This is a genomic window from Bacteroidota bacterium, assembly GCA_018266835.1.
Taxonomy (GTDB): Bacteria; Bacteroidota; Ignavibacteria; order Tepidaquicellales; family Tepidaquicellaceae; genus JAFDZO01.
In genome coordinates, this window is record JAFDZP010000002.1 from 664,758 (window position 1) to 686,136 (window position 21,379).

A 21,379-nucleotide genomic window follows, 5' to 3' on the forward strand; every position below is an offset into this window, starting at 1 on the left:
CGATTTTTGATAGTTTTGTGACTATCTTATTTAATATCGTATGGTGAGAACATTTTTATTATTAATCAGCATTTTATGTGCTGTTGGCGATGCATATTCTCAGTACAAGATTAAAGAAACTTTCGAAACGGCAGTTTATCCCCCTACAGGATGGACAGAAAATGATGCAAGTGATATCATTTCAAGAAGCACGAGCGCAAGCGGATTTGGTTTTGGTACGGGAAGCATCAAAGCGGATTTTTTTAACGTTACAAGCGGCACTTCTACTCTAACTACTCAAAGCTTCAGTAACTTATCAGGCAACGACACTCTGGTGTTCGATTACGCCTATGCACCTTACACAGGCTATAGCCCGGATTCTTTATATATCAGAATTTCAACTGATAACGGCGCAACTTTCAATGTTACCTTAGGTGCGTATTTATTAAGTAATATTGCAACAGCCACTGCAACGGATTTTGAATTTACTCCGGGTGCGGGCCAATGGGCGACCATTAAATTAAAACTGGATGCAGCTGTTACAGGCAATACATCGCTGGTTCAATTCGGTTTTGTATCTAATTACGGCAATTCATTATTTATAGATAATATTACTTTAGGCAATACTCCTACTGTGGATATTCAGGCGCTCTCAATTGAAAACAGAGGCACTCAATATTTTACATCAAGCAATATTTCTCCTTACGGAAAATACAGAAACAACGGAACTACACTTGCAACAGTAAATGTAACGCGGACAATTTCACCCGGCGGATATTCCAGCACTTTATCAATGACTCATGTTACACCGGGAGAAATAAGAACCGGAATATTTGACCCGTTCTCTTTCAGTCCCGGAAATACTTACACTGTAAGAGATTCAGTTTATTTTAGCGGAGACGGCGATGCATCAAATGATACTTTATCAGGAACATTCATTCCAAAAGTTGCTAACACAGTTTTATTGTACTGGAATGATGCGGCAAGTAAAGATTCGCTTGTAACACATCTCAATGCAGGAGGATATTCAGGGGTTTATGATGTTATTTCAATGAGCGAATATGCAGGTTCATTACTCGCATGGAGGTCAGTGTTTGCATTATTCGGAACAGGCACAAGCTGGAACGATGCGATAAGGGATTCACTTAAATCATTCCTTGATAATTCAGTAGCTGAAAGCCAGAAGACACTTGCAGTATTCGGCAATGATTTGGCATTGGTAAATGACCCGATTTACAACAACTCGGCAAGCATATCAGATACAACATTCTTAAGACAATATTTACATGCTCAGTATATAGGTGATAACTGGCTGACCTCTGTTCCATTGGCAGCATCAGTTTTAAAAGGAACCGGCAGTTTACTTCCGATTGCATCTTCAGTTATAACTGATGCTTCACCTGATTTCGTTAAACCCGTAAATAACGGCGTGGCTGGATTAGTACCATTCACTGAAGACGGCAACGGCGATACGGCAACAACTGTTATTTACGACGGCACTACATATAACTCTTTGTTCTGTACAAATCTTTATTCTAAATTTTCTACGAATACCAATATGGTATTCACAACAATATCACAATGGGTATTCGATAGCAGCGGAGTCCTTCCGGTAGAACTTGCAAATTTCTCCTATGATGTTGAGCAGAACAATGTTAATCTAAAATGGATGACGGTCTCTGAAAATAATAACTCAGGTTTTGATATTGAAAGAAAACTTGGGAATAGCTCATGGCAGAGAATCAGCTTTGTAAGAGGTAATTCAACTTCTAATACTCAGCATTCTTATTCCTATACGGACAATATTACCAATGCAGGTGTTTATAATTACAGACTGAAGCAGATAGATTTTAACGGAAATTATAAATATTACAATCTGAATTCAGAAGTAAATATAGGTGCTCCGAAAAAATTTACTTTGAAGCAGAATTATCCGAATCCTTTTAATCCTTCGACGAATATTGAATACGAACTTCCCGATAATGCAAAAGTAATGATAAATATTTATGATGTAACAGGAAGACTTGCAGGTACGCTTGTAAATGATGTACAAAACGCGGGATATTACAAAGTACAGTTTGATGCAGGCAAAATGAATCTTGCAAGCGGACTTTATATTTATCAGATAGTAACAGAAAGCCCGGGCGCAAGAAATGTTAAAAGCTTAAAAATGCTGCTTATAAAATAATAGGGTAATATTCATAAATTATATAATTGTTCTTAAAAATTAAAAGCCTTAGTTTTCGTGACTAAGGCTTTTTTTATTTATTTCAATATCCCGAAAAACAAATTTTGAAAATTTTATTAGTAGAAGATCAGTTCATTAACCAGAAGTTAATGAAAAATGTTTTAGAAAAGGGCGGCTACGAAGTAACTGCAGCAAGCGACGGCGAAACTGCTTTAAAATTATTAGGCGAAACTAAATTCGATATTATTTTGATGGATATTCAGATGCCCGAGCTTAACGGATATGAAGTAGCAAAACGTTTCAGGGAAATGGAAAAAGAAAGCGGCACTCACACACCTATTTTAGCAATGACTGCAAATTCATTGGCAGGCGACAGGGAGAAATCTCTGGATTCCGGAATGGATGATTATATAGCAAAGCCCCTGAACATGGTTGAAATCAACGCACGAATAGAGGCTTTGATCAAAGGTAATAAATAAAATTATTTAGCAAGCTCAGTATTAATAGCCGAAACCAACTCTTCAGAATCCGGCGTTACTTTACTTTTATATCTTCCTACAATATTTCCGTTTTTATCAATTAAAAATTTCTCGAAATTCCATGCAACATCACCTGAAAAAGGAGCGTTGTTTATTAATCTGTTATACAAAGGATTTCTGTCGTCTCCAAGAACTTTTATCTTATCAAAAAGAGGAAATGTAACATTAAACTTTGAAGAACAAAATTGCCTTATCTCCTCATTGGTACCCGGTTCCTGCTCACCGAAATCATTGCACGGAAATCCTAAAATTACAAAGCCCTTATCTTTATTTGTTTCGTAGAGCTTTTCAAGTGCATCGTATTGTTTTGTATAGCCGCAGTGAGATGCAACGTTGACAATTAAGAGAACCTTGCCCTGATAATCAGAAAGCTTCACGTCCTTGCCGTCCATATCTTTTACAGAAATATCGTAGATGTTTTTGTTTTCCATTTTTGCTTGATTTACAGATTGAGATGATTGTGTTGTTGTCTGAGTTGATTTTGTTTTGTCATTGCCTGCGCTGTTTGTCTGCGCCTTGCAAGAGCAAAATACAATTAAGACTGATAATAAAAAAGAAAATTTCATAGTAAGATTTTAATTGGATGAATTATATTTTAAAACATATCGGATTTTTAAAAGTTCATTAATTTTCCTTGAGCAGCTTGGGGATTCCCTTAAACTCTCCTTCCGACTTCGCTACAACAACGCAGCAAACGGAATCGGCAACAACGTTAGTAACTGCGCGCGACATATTAAGCAGCCGGTCTATTCCTAAAATTAATGCAACTCCTTCTATCGGAAGCCCTGCTGCTTTAAGCACAACAACCAGCATTATAAGTCCCGCGCCTGCTACCGGAGCAGTAGCCGCTCCCGTAATAAGCGAAGCAACAAATATCGTAAGCATCATAGGTATTGATAGCTCAAAACCATACACCTGCGCAATGAAGATTGCTGATATTGCCTGGTAAAGCGCAGTGCCGTCTTTGTTTATTGTTGTTCCAAGAGGAAGAATGAAGGATACAATTTTGTTAGGGATTTTCAAAACGTTCTCGCACACATCAAGATTTATCGGCATCGTAGCCGATGAAGAGCTTGTTGTAAAAGCAACTGCCATAACCTGTCTCTGAGTTTTGAAGAAATCAATTACGTTCGCTCCGGAAAATAATTTTAACAGAACAGGATAAATTACAAAAGTTGAAATCAACAGCGCAACTATTACTGTAAAGAAATAATAAATGAGTGTTTGTAGAATTGAAAATCCGAACTCAGATACTGTGGAAGATATCAAAGCAAAGACTGCAATCGGAGCAAATTTTATAACTGCCTCAACCATTTTTATCATTGCCTGAGAAATGCCGTCGAAAAAATCAATTACCTTTTTTGATTTATCTTTTGGTATGAATGACAGAAATAATCCTGTAAGAATTGCAAATAAAACTATTTGAAGAAAATCTCCTTCTACTAATCCCTTGAAAGGATTTTTCGGAACAATCTCAACAAAAAAATTTATTAAATCAAACTTGTAATTAGTTGTGCTCACCGCTTCATCTTTGAATGCATCAAGCAGCCTTGCTTTTGCATCGGGAGTTATGTGCGAACCAGGATTTACCAATACTGCCAAAACCATTGATGAAGTTATCGTTAGAACAGCTGTCAGCAAATAAAATCCTAACGTCTTCCCTCCTATGGATAGCACATTTTTCAAATCATGAAGTGAAGCCGCGCCGACAATCAATGATGCAAGTACAAGCGGTACTGCAATCATATTTAGCAAGCGGATAAAAATCTCTCCGATTGGTTTTATATCGGACGCAATTGAGGATTCCCTCTCTAATGATTTTATATTTTCAAAAAAAGCAGAGTTATTATCGGGATATGTTATCTTTAATTTTAACTGTGTAAGTTTTTCAGATTTTTTGTAGGTATCAAAAAATCTTATTATAGATAGCTGCGATTGCCCATTGAAAGATTTCAATACAGAATCTTTCTGCAAAAAAGAAACATCACTCCAGTCTTTAATAGTGTTTACACCCGTCAGAGAAATTATTTTTAATTCATTGGTTTTAACTCCGAATAAATATCCGAAGATAATTCCAAGTATTAATCCTATTAAAATCTGTATGTGAAGTTTAGGCAGCTTCATTAATTATTATGCTTCCTTAAGATTAAGCTTTCCAAGCTCGCCTTCGCTGCTTGCAATTACAACGCATGCAAGAGAGTCAGCTAAAACATTCGGAATAGTTCTGCACATATCAAGCAATCTATCTACACCAATAATCAGAGCAATTCCTTCTTCAGGAATTCCGACTGAACGCAGAACAATAATAAGCATAATAAGTCCCACTCCCGGAACAGGTGCAGTACCAACTGCCGCTAAAGAAGCAGTCAACACTATTGTAAGCTGCTGGGAGAGATTCAAATCAAAACCATATACTTGCGCAATGAACATTGCCGCAACTGCCTGATAAAGAGCAGTGCCGTCCATGTTTACAGTTGTTCCAAGCGGTAAAACAAAACTCGCAATTCTGTTCGGCACACCAAGCCGTTTCTCACAGACATCCATTGTAACGGGAAGTGTTGCAGCAGAAGAGCTTGTTGAAAATGCAACTGCAAGCACCTGCTTCTGCACAACAAAAAAATCTTTTATTTTTATCTTTGTAAATATTTTCAGGAGTAACGGATACTCAACAAATGTAAGTACTGCAAGTCCTGCAATCACTGTAAGTGAATACCACAACAAAGTTTTTATTATACTGAAACCAAACTCAGCTACAGTTGCAGCTATCAAAGTAAACACAGCGTAAGGAGCGAGGTACATAACTTTTTCAACAAGCAAAATCATAGCTTCACTTATTCCTTCAAAGAAGGAAATCACCGCTGTTGATCTGTCTTTTGGTATCTGTGTTAAAAATATTCCTGTAAGAATTGCGAAGAAAACTATCTGTAAAAAATCGCCATCAGCTATTGCCTTGAAAGGATTTTTAGGAACAATGTTCACTAAAAAATCTACAATATTAAGCGAGATGTTCTGTTCTATTTTTGTTTTTGCATCATCCTGATACGTATCAAGCAGCCGCTGCTTAGCATCGGGCGACATCATATGTCCCGGCTGAATTATATTGGCAAAAGTTAATCCTATTGCAATAGCCATAACTGCAGTCAGCGCATAAAAGCCTAATGTCTTCCCGCCGATTTTTGCAATGTGTTTTATATCAGAAAGCGATGCAGCACCGACAATCAATGATGCCAATACAAGAGGAACTGCAATCATGTTCAGGAGCCGGATAAAAATATCTCCGGCAGGCTTGAGCATTACCCCAATAGTTCTTACTTTACTTAGCTCAGTAATTGCTTCAAAAATTTGAGAATCTGTTTCGGACTTAACTACTTTGATTTTTAAATCTTTTTTAAGCGAAGGGTCTTTAATGCCATTGTAGAATTTCAGAATGACAAGCTGGTCATCATTATCGAAGGATTTTATTACGGAATCTTTTTTTAGGAACTGAAAGGATGTCCAGTCATTAACTTCAGTAGTTCCTGATTTGGATTTTATCTCAACCCGCTTCTGATCGATGTGAAAATACGAACCGAATAAAACTCCGAGGATTAAGCCGATTACTATCTGAGTATGCAGCTTAATTTTGAATTTCCGTTTTGCCATGAAACTATTTTTTGATTCCGAAAATAATATACTTTCTTATTTTTTGCAGAAGGAACAATAGTACAGAACTTACAAGACCTATTATTAAAATCGGAGGTAAATATTTCAGCTCAAGAAATTTTATTTCATAAAAATCGGTGATTGTTTTTATAACGACATTATCAAACTGGACAAATGAAAAGAACATAAAGAGCGCAATTAGTACAGCTCCATACATTATATAAAGAAATCTATTAGGTTCATCGCGAGTAAGTACAATACAAAGAAAATTTGTAATAGCAGTAATAATAATTATTACAATCATAACCATTTTAATCTGCTCATCATCTTCAAGTCCGTACAGATTTTGCATTATAAATTTACCCAGATATCCAACGCATACAATAACCAGTGAAGAAAGGATTACGAATGAAAATAAATCCGTTAAAAAGAATTTAGTTTTTTCAGTATTTACGTTTTTAAGTGTTATAAGAAATGAAGGAAGACCAATTGCAAAAATATTTAACAGAGCAATCCGTCTTGGTGTAATCGGGAATGAAAGCCCGAATACAAGGGACAAAAGAACTAAAAATATTACAAGCATATTCTTGGTGAGGAATAGCTTTGCAACTGAGCTTACGGAGTTTACAATTTTATTACCTTCAAGGAAAATATCAGGGAGCAAAGAAAATTTATTTTTAAGAAGAACTATATCGGCAATCTCTTTTGTAATTTTACTTCCCTCTTCCATTGCAATACCCATGTCTGATTCTTTAATAGCGGGCAGGTCGTTTACTCCGTCACCTATCATTGCAGTATAGATTTTCTTTTTCTTCAGCGCTTTGATGATATGTAATTTGTGCTCGGGTTTAAGTCTTGCAAAGATAGCTTTCTCCAGGACAATTTTGGTAAACTCTTCTTCGTCTGTATATTTCTCAAGCTCAGCACCTGTTATTAATTTATCGTCAGATATATCCCATCCTATTTCACGCGCAACTGCCTGCACTGATTCTGGTGCATCGCCTGAAAGAATTTTGAAAGTAATGCCATTCTTGAGGAACAAATTAATTGCATCCATTACATCGGTTCTTATCTGATCAGATATAGAAACAATTGCGTAAGGAGTAATTTCAATAATGTTTAAATCTGATTTTATCTCATCGAGATTCTTTATGTTATGAATTTCTCCGAACAAAAGATTGCGGTATATCTTTAAATTTTTCTCGGCAAAAGCATCACTAAAGAATTTCTTATTATCTGTACTTAGTTTCTCGCTGAGAATATCAAAACCACCGAGTACAAAAACTCTGTTGTTTCCGTTTAGTTCTACTTCAAGAAAACTTTTTTTTGTTTCCGAGCTAAAAGGAATTTCATCAACAAACTTTGCTTCGGGATAGCTGAAGAAAACATCGATAGCTCTAAGCGTAGCGTTTTTATCGGATGAATGTAAAGCGTAAGTCCCAAGTAATTTTTTAATCTCTTCTTCGTCTGAACCTTCAGCAAGTGTAATTCTGTTCACGGAAAGTTTATTCTGTGTGAGCGTTCCTGTTTTATCCATGCAGACAATCTGCACATTGGAGAACGATTCAATTGCATTAAGCTTTTGAATGATTGCGCCTATTTTACTAATGCGGTAAACTCCGAGAGCAAACGAAACAGATGCGAGAAGGACAAGTCCCTGCGGAACGAGCGACATTACAATTGTAGAAATTCTTCTTATGAAATCAATATCTTCAGAGACCATTCTATCCCAATGAATAGATAACTCAATTGCGACTAGCACCAATGCAATTGCGAATAAAACCTGAACTATTATATTTATTTGTTTTTGAAGAGGAGTAAGTACAAACTTAAACTTCTTAGCCATTCCGGTTATACTCATTGCATAACTTTCATCACCGACTTTTTCAGCTCTGTAAATTCCGTTACCTGCTATACAAAAGCTGCCTGATAAGACTTCATCGTCTTCTTTTTTGTTAATAGGAAGGGATTCTCCTGTGAGAAGTGATTCATCTATTTCGATGTGATTTGATTCAACCATCTTACCGTCAACAATTACCTGGTCACCACGTTCCATTAATATCAAATCATCTTTTACAACGTTTTCCTGCTGAATAACTTCATTCTTTCCGTCACGAATTACCGTAACATCTTTTACAAGAAGAAGATTTACTTTATCAAGAGCACGCTTTGCTTTTATTTCCTGAATGATTGCGATGAGAAGATTAAGAATTGCGGCAGTAGAAACGCCGACAGTATCTTTTATAAGTTCGATGTTTCCGGTACGTATATAATAGATAAACAGAAAAACCACTACGGAAAATATAATTAAATTGAAAACCGAAAAAATGTTTTCAATAAATATTTCACTTACGGTTTTAGTTTTTTGTCTGGAGGATTTATTGACAAGACCTTTTGTTATTCTATCCTGAACTTCTGCATTCGTTAATCCGGTATAATTCAAATTTCCAGGGTTTAGTTAATTCAATGATTTCATTTATGATTTATGCATGCTTTTACAAACTCTCTGAATATTGGATGAGGAATAACAACACGTGATTTTAATTCAGGGTGAAACTGGCATCCGATAAAAAACGGATGTACTTTATGAGATAGCTCAATCATCTCGACAAGCTTGCCGTCAGGGGAAACACCGGAGAAAATCAATCCTTTCTCAGCCAGGACACTTTTAAATTCATTGTTAACTTCATATCTGTGTCTATGTCTTTCGTTGATGAATTCTTTACCGTAAACTTTATTTGCAAGTGTGTTTTTTTCAATGATACACGGATAAGAACCTAAACGCATAGAGCCGCCTTTTTGAGTAACGGTCTTTTGGTTTTCCATGATATCAATAACGTTGTATTTCACTTTTTTGAACTCAGCCGAGTTAGCATTTTTCAATCCTGCAACATTGCGTGCAAACTCAACAACTGCGCATTGAAGTCCCAGACAAATTCCGAAAAAAGGAATTTTATTCTCACGTACATATTGAATCGTTTTTATCTTTCCTTCAATTCCCCTGTCACCGAAGCCCGGGCACACAAGCAGACCTTTAACTCCATCAAAAATATTTTTTGTATTCTTCGGATTTTTTTCAATCTCCTCTGCATCTATCCATTTCAGGTTTACTTTTACTTCATTGTAAGCGCCTGCATGAATGAATGATTCAAGAATACTTTTGTATGCATCAGGCACCTGATTATATTTTCCGCAGATACCAATAGTGACTTCTTTCTGGGGAGTAATAATTTTATCGACAACTTTTTTCCATTCAGTAAGATTCGGCTTTCCGCATTTCAGTTTTAATTTTTTAATTACAACTTCATCAAGTTTTTCACCTTTTAAATTTAACGGAACTTCATAAATTGATTTTGCATCCAATGCCTGTAAAACCGAATCTGTATCAATGTTACAGAATAATCCAATCTTTGCTTTTACTTCTTTAGATATTGCCTGCTCGCTGCGGCACAGAAGAATATCAGGCTGTACTCCGATTTCAAGTAAAGTTTTTACCGAGTGCTGAGTAGGTTTTGTTTTTATTTCCCCCGCTGAACGGATGTAAGGAATCAATGTAAGATGAATACACAGCGAATTATTTTTCCCGCGCTCATGCATGAACTGACGCATAGCTTCGAGGAATGGCAATGATTCAATATCACCAACAGTGCCACCGATTTCAGTAATAACTACATCATACTCACCTGACTTCGAAGTTAATGCAAATCTTCTTTTAATTTCATCCGTTATGTGGGGAATAACCTGAACTGTCGCGCCAAGATAATCGCCTCGTCTTTCCTTTGTAATTACTTCATTATAAACCTGCCCTGTTGTAGTGTTATTTGTCTTGTGCATATTTTCATCCAGGAATCTTTCATAGTGGCCGAGATCTAAATCAGTTTCTGCGCCGTCTTCGGTAACAAAAACTTCTCCGTGCTGTAACGGAGACATAGTGCCGGGGTCAACATTTATATATGGATCAAATTTTTGAATCGTAACTCTTAGTCCGCGTGACTTTAATAAAAGTCCGAGTGATGCTGATGCAATGCCTTTGCCGAGTGACGATACAACTCCGCCTGTGAGGAATATATATTTTGGTTGTTTCAAATGATTATTAATTTGTGTAACTATTTATAAAATTTTGTAAATCCGAGGGAGTATCGATAGAGAGCGATTCTCTATCGGTAATTACTACTTTTATTTTTTCACCGTTATCCAGAAATCTTAGCTGTTCAAGCTTCTCAAGTTTTTCAAGCTTAGACGGCTTTAGATTCTTAAGATTCATCAGAAATTTTCTTGTGTAAACATATAAGCCGATGTGTTTATAAAAATCGTATATCTTTACGTTGTTGATGTGGTCCCTGTCAAACGGAATATTATTCCTTGAGAAATACAATGCGAATTTATTTTTATCGAAGACTACTTTTACTTTGTTCTCATCCTTTAAATCATAGCCGTTCTCAATTCTTATTGCCAGTGTTGAAATATTTATCTTCTTATCTTTTAATAACGGTTTAATTGCTTTATCGATATCTTTTGGATTTATTCCGGGCTCGTCACCCTGCACGTTTACAACTATATCACAGTTTATTTTTTTTACAGCTTCGCAAATCCTGTCAGTCCCTGATTCATGCTCCTTTGAAGTCATCACAACTTTTCCGCCGAAGTTCTTCACCGCATTAAAAATCCTCTCGTCATCTGTTGCTACCAAAACCTTATAAACTAATTTAGATTCCATAACCCGCTCATAAACGTGCTGAATCATCGGCTTGCCATGGATATTTACTAGCGGCTTACCGGGGAATCGTGTTGAATCATATCTTGCAGGAATGACTGCGAGAATCTTCATTTATTTTTCTATAACTTTCGGGACTTTGAAAAATTTCTGTGTCTTTGCAGGAGCATTTTTTAGTGCTTCTTCAGTTGTAAGCCATACTTTTACTTCATCTTCACGCATCACGTTCTCAGTCTCGTTAATATTTTCAAGCGGTTCAACATCATTTAAATCAAGTTCGTTCAGCTGTTCTATATAACCAAGTACCTGATTCATATCTTTCTGAAGCTTTACTTTCTCTTCATCTGAAAATTTCAGCTTTGCAAGCTGTGCTATCTTTTCTACTTCCGGAATTGTAACTGACATAATTATTGGTTTGGTAAATTGCTTTGTATTGTTGCTTTTATTTCCTGTAAAAATCCTTTGTCTTTTTTGTATTCAATCGGCTTATTGAAAATTACTTTTACATTTCCGCCGTTGATGTGAAGCTTTCCTTTCGATAAGATCTTATATGAATCTATTATTGTCCCTGTAATAATTTTCGCATCTGAACCTTCTGCAAGAATAAACGTTCCTCTTTTAAACTCGCCGAGCTCCCCGTCCTCGCTTCTTGTTCCTTCGGGAAAAATTACTAAACATATTCCATGTGCTAATCTTCTTGCTGCTTCTTTTAAAGTTCTCATTGCAGCTCTCGGATCATCTCTGTCAATCGGAATATAACCTGATAAATACATAGCCCATCCGAAAATCGGAACCTGCGTTAAAGATTTTTTATATATAAATCTTATATTTGCAGGAGCTGCCTGCATCAGAATAGGAATATCAAACATACTCTGATGGTTTGTAATAAAAATATAGCTTTCCTTCTTATCAATGAACTCTTTTCCTACAACTGTTAATTTTACCCCGGCAATTGCCAATGTAATTTTTGAAAAAGCGCGGGTCAGCACATAAGTAATTTTCCCTCTGTAATCAAAAGGATAAGAAACAATTGTTAAAGCGGCAATAGTAAGGCCGAAAAATGCAATAAGGAAAACTTTTAAGTAGGACATTTTGTAAAAATACCTAATAAGTGAAAAACTTAAAAGAGAAAAGGCGGCTTCGAAAGATTCAAAACCGCCTTTTCAAAAGAACTATTTAACTCATAATTATTTTATTAACAGCATTTTCTTTGTCTCTGCAAATCCTTCAGATTCAATCTTATAATAATAAACTCCCGATGCTAAAGAAGCTGCATTGAAGCTTACTTCATATGAACCTACTGTCTGATTATTATTTACCAGATCAGCTACAACTTTACCTGTCATATCATAAACTTTCAGACTTACAAATCCACTCTTCGCAATCGCATACTGAATTTTTGTTGATGGATTGAAAGGGTTCGGATAATTTTGTTTCAGATTATATTTTGCAGCAACTTCACTTATTTGGTTTACACCAACAAGTGTGCTGTAATTTGTAAGTTTAATATCATCAACATACCATCCGTCTGCAACAGTTCCTCCGTCAGCTGTCAATCTGAATCTGATTTTCAGATTAGAAGACCCGCCTGCATAAGCTGTTATATCCAATGAAACCTGTGTCCATGTAGATAACGTTCCGTTATATGAAGCAGCAGTCTGCCAGGTTGTTCCGTTATCACTGGAAACTTCAACATTACAATAATCATAACCTGCTTCGGTGGCATATCTGTGCCAGAAGTTTAAGAACACCACAGGATATGATGCAATATTAATTGAAGTAGCCAAGGTCATGGAATTATCAGCATTGTTCTGATAATTACCTGTCGGACTATCTGTAAACGAATGCGTTGGTGTATGTGATTGCAATGTTGTCTGCGCCCATGTTCCGTTTGTAGTCCATTTTGAAAATGTCTGCTCAGCGCTATCTGCAAATGTTACGGTACCTGTACCAAGGTTCACAAATACATTTTTTGAATATACTGTAGTATCATTTTGTTTAATTTTAACTGTTGTAGGAATAGCGTAATTGTTCGGCGCTCCCGCTGAAACTGTAAAATTAAATGTAACACTATCTGCAGTGAAAGATGGTATCGAAGCTCGGGTAATAGATGTAGTAGGAATAGTTATATAGCTGCTTGGCGAAGTAAATTCAACCTTCACATTGCTTGCTGCAGCAAGACCTTTATTCTTGAAATTTATCTTTATATTTCCGGCTTCGCCTTGTGTATATGGAGTACTTTTATTTAATGTTGTTGAGTTTGCTAAAACATAAGCACCGGCAATTAAGGACATGTATTTATCTGATTCCAGCATACCTTGAGCTAAAGGAATGATTTCTGCCTGTGTAGGCCAGAAACCTGTTAGTCCTGTTTCAGGAGTGACTGCTATAACAGGCGCATTAGCATGAGCTGAATCATTATAGTACCAGTCATCTGCTCCTCCTCTTACCTTATATCCTACTGTCTGAGAAGCAAAACCTGTTGTGTAATTATTTGTTGCCTTCATATCGGCAAGATACTCATTGAATTTAGCATCGTCAGGTGTCGGTGAAGGGTCACTCCATGCCCATGGTTTAATTAGATAATTTCCGTAAGTGTGCGCTCCGAAAACAGTTTTGAAATTTCTTGAATTAAAGAACGCAAGAACATTTTGTGTTTCTTTTTCCGAGAACGGATACTTACCTCTGTAAGTACCGCTTCCACCGTTACATGAATCGGTGCTTGAACCGGCATTTGTTGAATTCCAGTATTGATATATTCCGTAATTTCTGTTCGGGTCAACCGGTCCGCAATTTCCGGATGAAACGTGTCTGTTAGCTCTCCACATTCCTCCGCCGTTCGGATTAGTTGTCTGATTATAAACATAGCCATCAACATTATATATCGGTAAGAAATAAAGTTCTCTGGTATTTAATATGTATGTAGCAATAGGGTCTATATTATAATTTTCAAGGAGCCAGTACATATAGTAAATCAAGTGCTGCATACTTTCCGGTTCACGCGCATGAATTACTGCATGATAAAATACTTCCGGTTTGCCCTGAACAACATTTGGATTGTTGGACATTCTTACTACCCATTGATTTCTGTTTTCATAGGTAGTACCAATTGAGAACTTTGCGGAAATTAAATTTGGATACTGAATTCTCATCGAATCCAGTTTGTTTACCATTTCATTGTAATTCAAAAATCCACCAAACGTACCATAAATTGAATGACTTACAGCAAAGTCCCTTTCGGATTGCACTAATGAAGCCTGAATCTGTGATTCAGTCATCTTAGGTTGATTATTGTAATATTCCATCCAGTCAGGAACTAATATTTCATAGGAGACTCCGGATAATTTCAACATATTTATTTCAGTTGCTGATAACCAGGCATCCCTATATTCTCCAACTTTACCTGTTGAGTGATCTAAAAACAGACCTGCATTTTGCATTCTATCGAAGTCAGCCGGTGTTCGGGCAAAAATTCTAATGTGAGAATATTTTTCCTGAACTTCAATCTGGTTTTCCGAAAATACTTTCGTTGATGCAAAGTAAGATAAAGCAAGTACTATAATAACTAGTAAATTTATAAAAAAATTTTTGCTTTTCATTTTAATTTTAGAAGGATTGTAAGTTTTTTATTTTGGTGAAGAATTAAGTTAGCGAATGTGTTATTTTTAATCAATCTATATATTTCATACAAATCTGACGTATAATTGCAGATTTTAACAACATTTATATCTTGTGGATATTAAATTTTTAAAAGGTGTCGGCGAAAAAAGAGCGGAAGCTTTTGAGAAGATCGGGATAACTAAAATCGAAGATTTCTTAAGCTTTATTCCGCGCGACTATATTGAAAAGATTGATATAAAAGATGTCTTCAAACACACAGGTAAAACTGTTCTGGTGAGCGGAGAAATTATTGATGTAAGACTTCCAAGAAAAAGCAGCCAGCCATTAACTGTACATTTAAAAGATATGACTGGCGCAACGGAAATCCCTATTTTCGGAGCTAGTGAATTCAGAAATAAGCAGTTCAGAATGAATGACAGATTCGTATTTGTTGGCAAAGTAAGTGATAAGTTTTTCTTCGGCAATAATAAGCTTGAGTACCGTGACCATCTGAAATTTGACCCGTATGATAAATACTTTAACGATTTTCTGAAGTTCAGATATATACCTGTTTACGAACTTTCAGGAGTGCTGAAGAAAACATTTATAAAACCTCTGCTTCTCTCTAAAATTGTTTTTAATGCTTTCAGAGAATTACTCAATCAGAATTTTAATTTAGTGGATGAAACGCTTCCGCCTGATATCTTAAAAGAGAATAATCTTGTATCCAAAAAAGATGCAATTCTCAGAATTAACTTCCCGCATAATATTGAGCAGGTTGAAATCGCAAGACAGAGGTTAGCATTTGAAGAAATATTTTTCCTTGAAATAGTTCTCGCTTTAAGAAAGAATAACCTTCACAACACAACAAAGGGAATAAAATTTGAAAAAGATTTTCATCCGGTTATTGAAGAGGTGAAAAAAGTATTAAGCTTCGAACTTACAGGCGCGCAGAAGAGAGTAATAAATGAGATTTACAAAGATATGAACTCAGAAAGAGTGATGAACAGACTTTTACAGGGAGACGTGGGCAGCGGAAAAACAATCGTGGCATTAATTGCGATAATGATTGCCGTCGATAACGGATTTCAGACAGCATTTATGTGCCCGACTGAAATATTGGCTGAACAGCATTATAAAACCATAACTGATTTTCTTACAAAAATTAACGAAGCACGCGAAGGAACAGATAAAGAAAAAATAAATGTCTCTATTTTAATCGGCGGACAAAAGAAAAAACTCAGAGGAGAAATTTTAGAGGATATTAAATCAGGAAAATCAAACATTGTTATAGGAACTCATGCGTTGTTCCAAGATAAAGTGGAGTTTAAAAATCTTGGATTTGTAGTAATTGATGAACAGCATAAGTTCGGAGTTATTCAGCGGGCAAGACTGAAACAAAAAGGAGAAAATCCCGATACACTCGTTATGACGGCGACACCAATTCCGAGAACTCTATCATTAACTTATTATGGGGATTTAGATGTTTCCGTAATTGATGAGTTACCTAAAGGAAGAATTCCTATTAAGACTGCCATCCGGTATGATGACGATAAACTGAAAGTTTTTGAATTTGTAAAAGAACAGATAAAAGAAGGAAGGCAGATCTATATAATTTATCCTATTATAGATGAATCTGAAAAGCTTGATTTAAAATCGGCAGAGGAAAATTTTAAGCTGCTGAAGGAAAGATATTTTACAGAGTACAGAGTAGATATGATTCACGGCAGAATGTTATGGTATGAAAAAGAAGAAGTAATGGAAAGATTTAAGAATAAGCAGAGCGATATACTGGTAGCTACGACTGTAATCGAAGTCGGTATAGATATTCCTAATGCATCGGTTATGATAATCGAAGAAGCGCAGAGGTTCGGATTATCGCAATTGCATCAATTGAGAGGAAGAGTAGGCAGAGGCGGGGAGCAATCTTATTGCATTCTGATTGCCCGTACAGAAAACAACAGTGATAACGAAGATTATATTAAGCGATTAAAAATAATGGAAGAGACAACGGACGGATTTAAAATCGCCGAAGCTGATATGGAAATCCGCGGACCTGGAGAGTTTTTCGGAATAAGACAGTCAGGGGTTTTAAACTTCTCATCTATGGATTTAAACAAAGATAAAGATATAGTCGTAAAAGCAAAGGACATTGCATTCAAAATTATAGAAGAAGACCCGCAGCTAAGAAAACCGGAACATGAAGTGATAAGAAATGCATTTGTAAACAACTACGAAGACGCTATTTATTTAATGAGTGTAGCATAATCAATTAACAATCCGCCATGGCGGAATAACAATTAGCGGTAGTAATGCGCAACTCATAATTCATAACTCATAACTCATAATTCATAATTCATAATTCATAACTAAAATGAAGAATTATCTTAAGGACGCTATTCCTACTCTCCCCTGCAAAAATATAAAAGATACAATTGAATATTATGAAAGCAAGTTGGGATTTGAAAAAAGCTGGTCACACGAAGATTTATACGGAGCAACATTCAATGGAAATGTGGAGATTCATTTACTCAAAAGAGACAAAGAATGGACTTCATCATATATTTATTTACCCGCTTCAAACGTTGATGAGTTATATGAGTTTTTGAAAGAGAATAATGTTGAAGTAATCACACCTCCGGTTGACAGATTTTACGGATTAAGAGAGTGCATTATAAAAGATCTTAATGGTCACTATTTAACTTTCTCCCATGAAATTATAGGCAGAGAGCCGAATGTTCCTAAAGAAAATTAGTTCTATAAACCTAACTCAATAATCATGAAAGATTATCTTAAAGGCGCAGCGCCTGCAATGCCCTGCAAAGACGTTACCGCTACAATTGAATTTTACAAAGAGAAATTAGGATTTGACAAAACATGGATACATCAGGATTTTTACGGTGGAGCATACAACGGCTCAGTTGAATTCCACTTCTTCAAAGCCCAGGGAGAATTTACTCCTTCCTACGTTTATACATTTGCAGATAACGTAGATGAGATATATGAATTCCTTAAAGGCAACGGCGTAGATATTCCAAATCCTCCTGCTGACCAGCCTTACAATATGCGTGACTTTATGGCAAAAGATAACAACGGCAACATGATTTCATTCGGGCAGGAGATTAAGAAGTAGTTTAAAGCAAAAGGCGCAGTCACCTGCGCCTTTCTTTTTTATTATTGGATTTTATATCTTCATTTCTCAATACTCAATACACACTACTCTATACTATCAATTACTTCTTTTCCATATTATCCAATACATCCATTACTTCTTTCACTGACTTCGCAGAGTCATGAAGTAATTTCATTTCAGCATCGTTCAGTTTCAGTTCAATGATTTTCTCAATACCGTTTGAACCAAGAATTGTAGGTACGCCTAAATAAATATCTTTCAATCCGTACTCGCCTGTTAACCATGCGCAAACAGGGAAAACTCTTCTTTGATTTCTAACGATTGCTTCAGCCATCTGTGCTGCTGCAGCACCGGGAGCATACCATGCAGATGTGCCGAGTAATTTTACTATTTCGCCGCCGCCGACCTTTGTTCTTTCAAGAATAGCATTAAGTTTATCTTCAGCAATAAGTTCTGTTACAGGAATACCGCTTACAGTTGTATATCTTGGAAGAGGAACCATTGTATCGCCGTGTCCTCCCATTAACATACCTTGTATGTCTTTAGGATTAACATTCAGTTCAGTTGCTAAGAAAGCTTTGTATCTTGCTGTATCTAAAATTCCTGCCATACCAAAAACTTTTGTTGATGGTAAGTTTGCATTTAAGTATGTGCAGTATGTCATTACGTCCAAAGGATTTGCAACAACTATAATCGATGTGTTCGGTGAATATTTTACAACGTTCTGTGTAACTGATTTTACTATATTAGCATTGGTAGCAATCAAATCATCTCTGCTCATTCCGGGTTTACGCGGAAGTCCTGATGTAATAACAACTACATCTGAGTTTGCAGTTCTTTCATAATCGTTGGTTACGCCTGTAATTCTTGTATCGTAATTATTTACAGGAGCAGTCTGCCACATATCTAATGCCTTGCCCTCGGCAAAATTTTCTTTAATATCGAGAAGGATAACTTCGTTGCATAGCTCTCTGTGAGCGATAACATCTGCGCATGTTGCGCCAACGTTTCCGGCGCCGATAACAGAAATTTTCATACTATATATAGGTTAAATTATTTGATTAATGTGATTGGTATAAAGCAAAAAAGGTTACTCTGCAAGACAGAATAACCTTTTGTAAAAATATAATCTTAGTAATAAATATTACTTTGCAGCTTCTGCCGGAATAACGTGAATGGTTTTCTTGCCTTTCTTGTCTGTGAATTTAACAAGACCGTCTTTCATAGCAAAAATTGTATAATCTCTGCCTAAGCCTGTGTTAAGTCCGGGAAGGAATTTTGTTCCTCTTTGTCTTATTAATATATTACCTGCAACGACTACTTCGCTGCCAAACTTTTTTACGCCTAATCTCTGGGCGTTTGAGTCTCTACCGTTCTTAGAACTTCCGAGTCCTTTTTTGTGAGCCATTACTTATTCTCCTGTAAAAAATTAGATTAAAAATTCAGCTTTATATTAAGCTATTTTGTCGATCGAAATCTGTGTGTACTGCTGTCTGTGTCCTCTTAAAACTTTGTAACCTTTTCTTCTTTTCTTTTTGAAGACGATTACTTTTTCATCTTTAACGTGAGCAAGAACTGTAGCTTCAACTGATTTGTTAAGCTTCGGTGCTCCGATATCAAATGTGCTGTCATCTGCTGAGAACATTATTACGTTATCAAGCGTTACTTTTGCGCCGATTTCATCATTGAAACGCGGGACATACAATTTTTGCCCTTCAGAAACTCTGTACTGGCTGCCTTTAATATTTACTATTGCGAACATAATTAATGATTTTATGAGAATTGTAAAGATAGCAATTTTAGAGGATAAATAAAAGAGATTTTTCAATTCTGAATTCAGAATTACGAATGATGAATTTAAAAAGTCGTATTATTGTCGCATTCTGCAATTTCGGTTCATTTTTGAACAATTTTATCTTCCTCTCGTTTGAGGCGGAACTTGTCCCGCCAAAGGAGGGAGCTTCGCAACGTAAAAAGTCGCATTATTGTCGCATTCTGCAATTTTAGCCTATTTACGTATAATCAGCTTTAAGTAAATTTTTTGAAATGACGGATTTTTGACGGATTTTCCCAATTTCAGATTTTATATGTAAGATTTCAGATTTGTAAAAGTCTATAATCCCCTCTTTGTGATGCTTTAGCTTCGCTACGTAAAGTTACATTATTGTTGCATTTTTTGTTTTTAACAGGATTTCTGAGCGAAGCTCAGTCCTGTCTTTAGCGGGATTGACGGATTCTTTGATTCCAGTCTATTTTTATCATTTCATTAATACTCATGGATTTTCTAAAAGTAACATTATTGTCACATTTTTATTTTAAAAATCAAAAGACCTGATTCCGCATAAGCGTTACCAGGTCTGCTTTATAAATATACTAAATTATTATTTTATTTAAAAATTTCTCCCACCTATTAGCAGGCAGAATCCCCCGCGGCGGATTATTTATTCTTATATATAGTGAGCAATTGCTTGACAATCCTCGGCGATGTTTTTCCGTCCCAGAATTTTGGAATTCCGCCCTTCTTCCATTTACCGGAAAACAGCTTTTGAAAATAAGGTTTGAATTTATACGTATCAATTCCTGCAAGAATGTTCGTGCCTTCAGTTACTGTTTCGGGACGTTCTGTATTTTTTCTCAGAGTAACGCAGGGGATTTTCATAACTGTTGTCTCTTCCTGTATTCCGCCTGAATCTGTTATCACTGCAAAAGAATTTTTCACAAGATAAATAAACTCTAGATAGCTGAGCGGATCGGTAATAATAAACTTATCAGATAACTTTATCTGCTTAAGATTTTTCTGTGTTCTCGGATGAACAGGGAAAACTATCTTGTAGTCTTTGGAAGTTTCTTCAAGAGTCTTCAAAAGCATCTTTAAATTATCTGCATCGTCAACATTAGAAGGTCTGTGCAAAGTCACGACTAAATATTTCTTTGGCTTTAATTTATACTCGTCAAAAAAAACAGGCTTCTTTAATTTGCTTAAATTTGCTTTAAGAGTATCTATCATCGTATTGCCGACAAAGAATAATTTCTTATCGCTGTGTCCTTCTTTTCTTAAATTTTTATTGGCAAGCTCAGATGTTGTAAAAAAATAATCTGCAATTGAATCCGTTACCAGTCTGTTTATTTCTTCAGGCATTTCCATATCACGTGAGCGTATTCCGCCTTCTACGTGAGCAACATCTATATTTAATTTTTTTGCGGAGATACTGCATGCCATTGTGGAATTTACATCACCAACAACCAGCACTATATCAGGTCTGTTTGCCATCAGTTCTTTTTCAAACTTCACCATAATATTCGCCGTCTGCTCTGCGTGGGAGCCGGACCCGACTCCTAAATTAACGTCGGGCTCGGGAATATTAAGCTGTTTAAAAAAACTGTGTGATAGTTTCTCGTCGTAATGCTGTCCTGTATGAACTAAACGGAATGTAATTTTTTTGCCAAGCTTTTGAATTCTTTTAATCTCGTGAATAATCGGAGCTATCTTCATGAAGTTCGGGCGGGCTCCTGCTACTAAAGTTACTTTCAAATTTTAATTAGTAATAAGTTAGAAAATTATAAGTGTGTACCTTATCCGGGAA

General features: G+C 36.0%; 18 protein-coding genes. 5 read left to right on the plus strand and 13 right to left on the minus strand.

The window, feature by feature from the left end; translation table 11 throughout:
• Positions 1–40 precede the first annotated feature (40 nt).
• Both JST55_04745 and JST55_04750 read left to right on the plus strand, forming a co-directional pair.
• Complete coding sequence (locus JST55_04745; protein MBS1492789.1) at positions 41–2,167, plus strand: T9SS type A sorting domain-containing protein; 2,127 nt, start codon at positions 41–43, stop codon at positions 2,165–2,167.
• 104 nt (positions 2,168–2,271) lie between these two features.
• Positions 2,272–2,646, plus strand: a complete 375-nt coding sequence (locus tag JST55_04750) for a response regulator (GenBank protein MBS1492790.1) — start codon at positions 2,272–2,274, stop codon at positions 2,644–2,646.
• 2 nt (positions 2,647–2,648) lie between these two features.
• Here the strand turns inward: JST55_04750 and JST55_04755 are convergent, their stop codons facing one another.
• The 9 genes from JST55_04755 to JST55_04795 all read right to left on the minus strand — a co-directional run bounded on the left by JST55_04755 (position 2,649) and on the right by JST55_04795 (position 14,661).
• Positions 2,649–3,137: a glutathione peroxidase gene (locus JST55_04755; GenBank protein ID MBS1492791.1), complete on the minus strand. Its 489-nt coding sequence runs from the start codon at positions 3,135–3,137 to the stop codon at positions 2,649–2,651.
• Between the two features lie 193 nt (positions 3,138–3,330).
• Positions 3,331–4,830 (minus strand): dicarboxylate/amino acid:cation symporter, encoded by a 1,500-nt coding sequence (locus JST55_04760; GenBank protein MBS1492792.1) that lies wholly within the window; start codon positions 4,828–4,830, stop codon positions 3,331–3,333.
• A gap of 6 nt (positions 4,831–4,836) precedes the next feature.
• Positions 4,837–6,348 carry a dicarboxylate/amino acid:cation symporter gene (locus tag JST55_04765; GenBank protein MBS1492793.1) on the minus strand — a complete coding sequence of 504 codons (1,512 nt, stop codon included), beginning with the start codon at positions 6,346–6,348 and terminating at the stop codon, positions 4,837–4,839.
• Between the two features lie 4 nt (positions 6,349–6,352).
• A complete protein-coding gene (locus tag JST55_04770) occupies positions 6,353–8,791 on the minus strand; it encodes an HAD-IC family P-type ATPase (protein ID MBS1492794.1) in 2,439 nt (812 codons plus the stop codon).
• Between the two features lie 29 nt (positions 8,792–8,820).
• Positions 8,821–10,434, minus strand: a complete 1,614-nt coding sequence (locus JST55_04775; GenBank protein ID MBS1492795.1) for a CTP synthase — start codon at positions 10,432–10,434, stop codon at positions 8,821–8,823.
• 7 nt (positions 10,435–10,441) lie between these two features.
• A complete protein-coding gene (gene kdsB, locus JST55_04780; protein MBS1492796.1) occupies positions 10,442–11,176 on the minus strand; it encodes a 3-deoxy-manno-octulosonate cytidylyltransferase in 735 nt (244 codons plus the stop codon).
• Complete coding sequence (gene gatC / locus JST55_04785; GenBank protein ID MBS1492797.1) at positions 11,177–11,467, minus strand: Asp-tRNA(Asn)/Glu-tRNA(Gln) amidotransferase subunit GatC; 291 nt, start codon at positions 11,465–11,467, stop codon at positions 11,177–11,179.
• A gap of 2 nt (positions 11,468–11,469) precedes the next feature.
• Positions 11,470–12,153, minus strand: a complete 684-nt coding sequence (locus JST55_04790; protein MBS1492798.1) for a 1-acyl-sn-glycerol-3-phosphate acyltransferase — start codon at positions 12,151–12,153, stop codon at positions 11,470–11,472.
• A 96-nt stretch (positions 12,154–12,249) separates the two neighbouring features.
• Positions 12,250–14,661, minus strand: a complete 2,412-nt coding sequence (locus JST55_04795) for a T9SS type A sorting domain-containing protein (protein MBS1492799.1) — start codon at positions 14,659–14,661, stop codon at positions 12,250–12,252.
• Positions 14,662–14,794: 133 nt separating this feature from the next.
• Between JST55_04795 and recG the strand changes: the two genes are divergently transcribed.
• The 3 genes from recG to JST55_04810 all read left to right on the plus strand — a co-directional run bounded on the left by recG (position 14,795) and on the right by JST55_04810 (position 17,795).
• Positions 14,795–16,930, plus strand: coding sequence for an ATP-dependent DNA helicase RecG (gene recG, locus JST55_04800; GenBank protein ID MBS1492800.1), 2,136 nt, complete (start codon positions 14,795–14,797; stop codon positions 16,928–16,930).
• Positions 16,931–17,036: 106 nt separating this feature from the next.
• A complete protein-coding gene (locus tag JST55_04805; protein ID MBS1492801.1) occupies positions 17,037–17,417 on the plus strand; it encodes a hypothetical protein in 381 nt (126 codons plus the stop codon).
• A gap of 24 nt (positions 17,418–17,441) precedes the next feature.
• Positions 17,442–17,795: a VOC family protein gene (locus tag JST55_04810; GenBank protein MBS1492802.1), complete on the plus strand. Its 354-nt coding sequence runs from the start codon at positions 17,442–17,444 to the stop codon at positions 17,793–17,795.
• 100 nt (positions 17,796–17,895) lie between these two features.
• Here JST55_04810 and mdh read toward each other — a convergent pair whose 3' ends face one another.
• From mdh to wecB, 4 genes are all read right to left on the minus strand, one after another.
• The gene (gene mdh, locus JST55_04815; protein MBS1492803.1) at positions 17,896–18,831 is read right to left on the minus strand and encodes a malate dehydrogenase; all 936 of its coding nucleotides are present in this window, start codon (positions 18,829–18,831) and stop codon (positions 17,896–17,898) included.
• A 108-nt stretch (positions 18,832–18,939) separates the two neighbouring features.
• Positions 18,940–19,203 (minus strand): 50S ribosomal protein L27, encoded by a 264-nt coding sequence (gene rpmA, locus JST55_04820; GenBank protein ID MBS1492804.1) that lies wholly within the window; start codon positions 19,201–19,203, stop codon positions 18,940–18,942.
• Between the two features lie 45 nt (positions 19,204–19,248).
• A complete protein-coding gene (gene rplU, locus JST55_04825) occupies positions 19,249–19,557 on the minus strand; it encodes a 50S ribosomal protein L21 (GenBank protein ID MBS1492805.1) in 309 nt (102 codons plus the stop codon).
• A 675-nt stretch (positions 19,558–20,232) separates the two neighbouring features.
• Positions 20,233–21,327: a UDP-N-acetylglucosamine 2-epimerase (non-hydrolyzing) gene (gene wecB / locus JST55_04830; GenBank protein ID MBS1492806.1), complete on the minus strand. Its 1,095-nt coding sequence runs from the start codon at positions 21,325–21,327 to the stop codon at positions 20,233–20,235.
• Positions 21,328–21,379 lie beyond the last annotated feature (52 nt).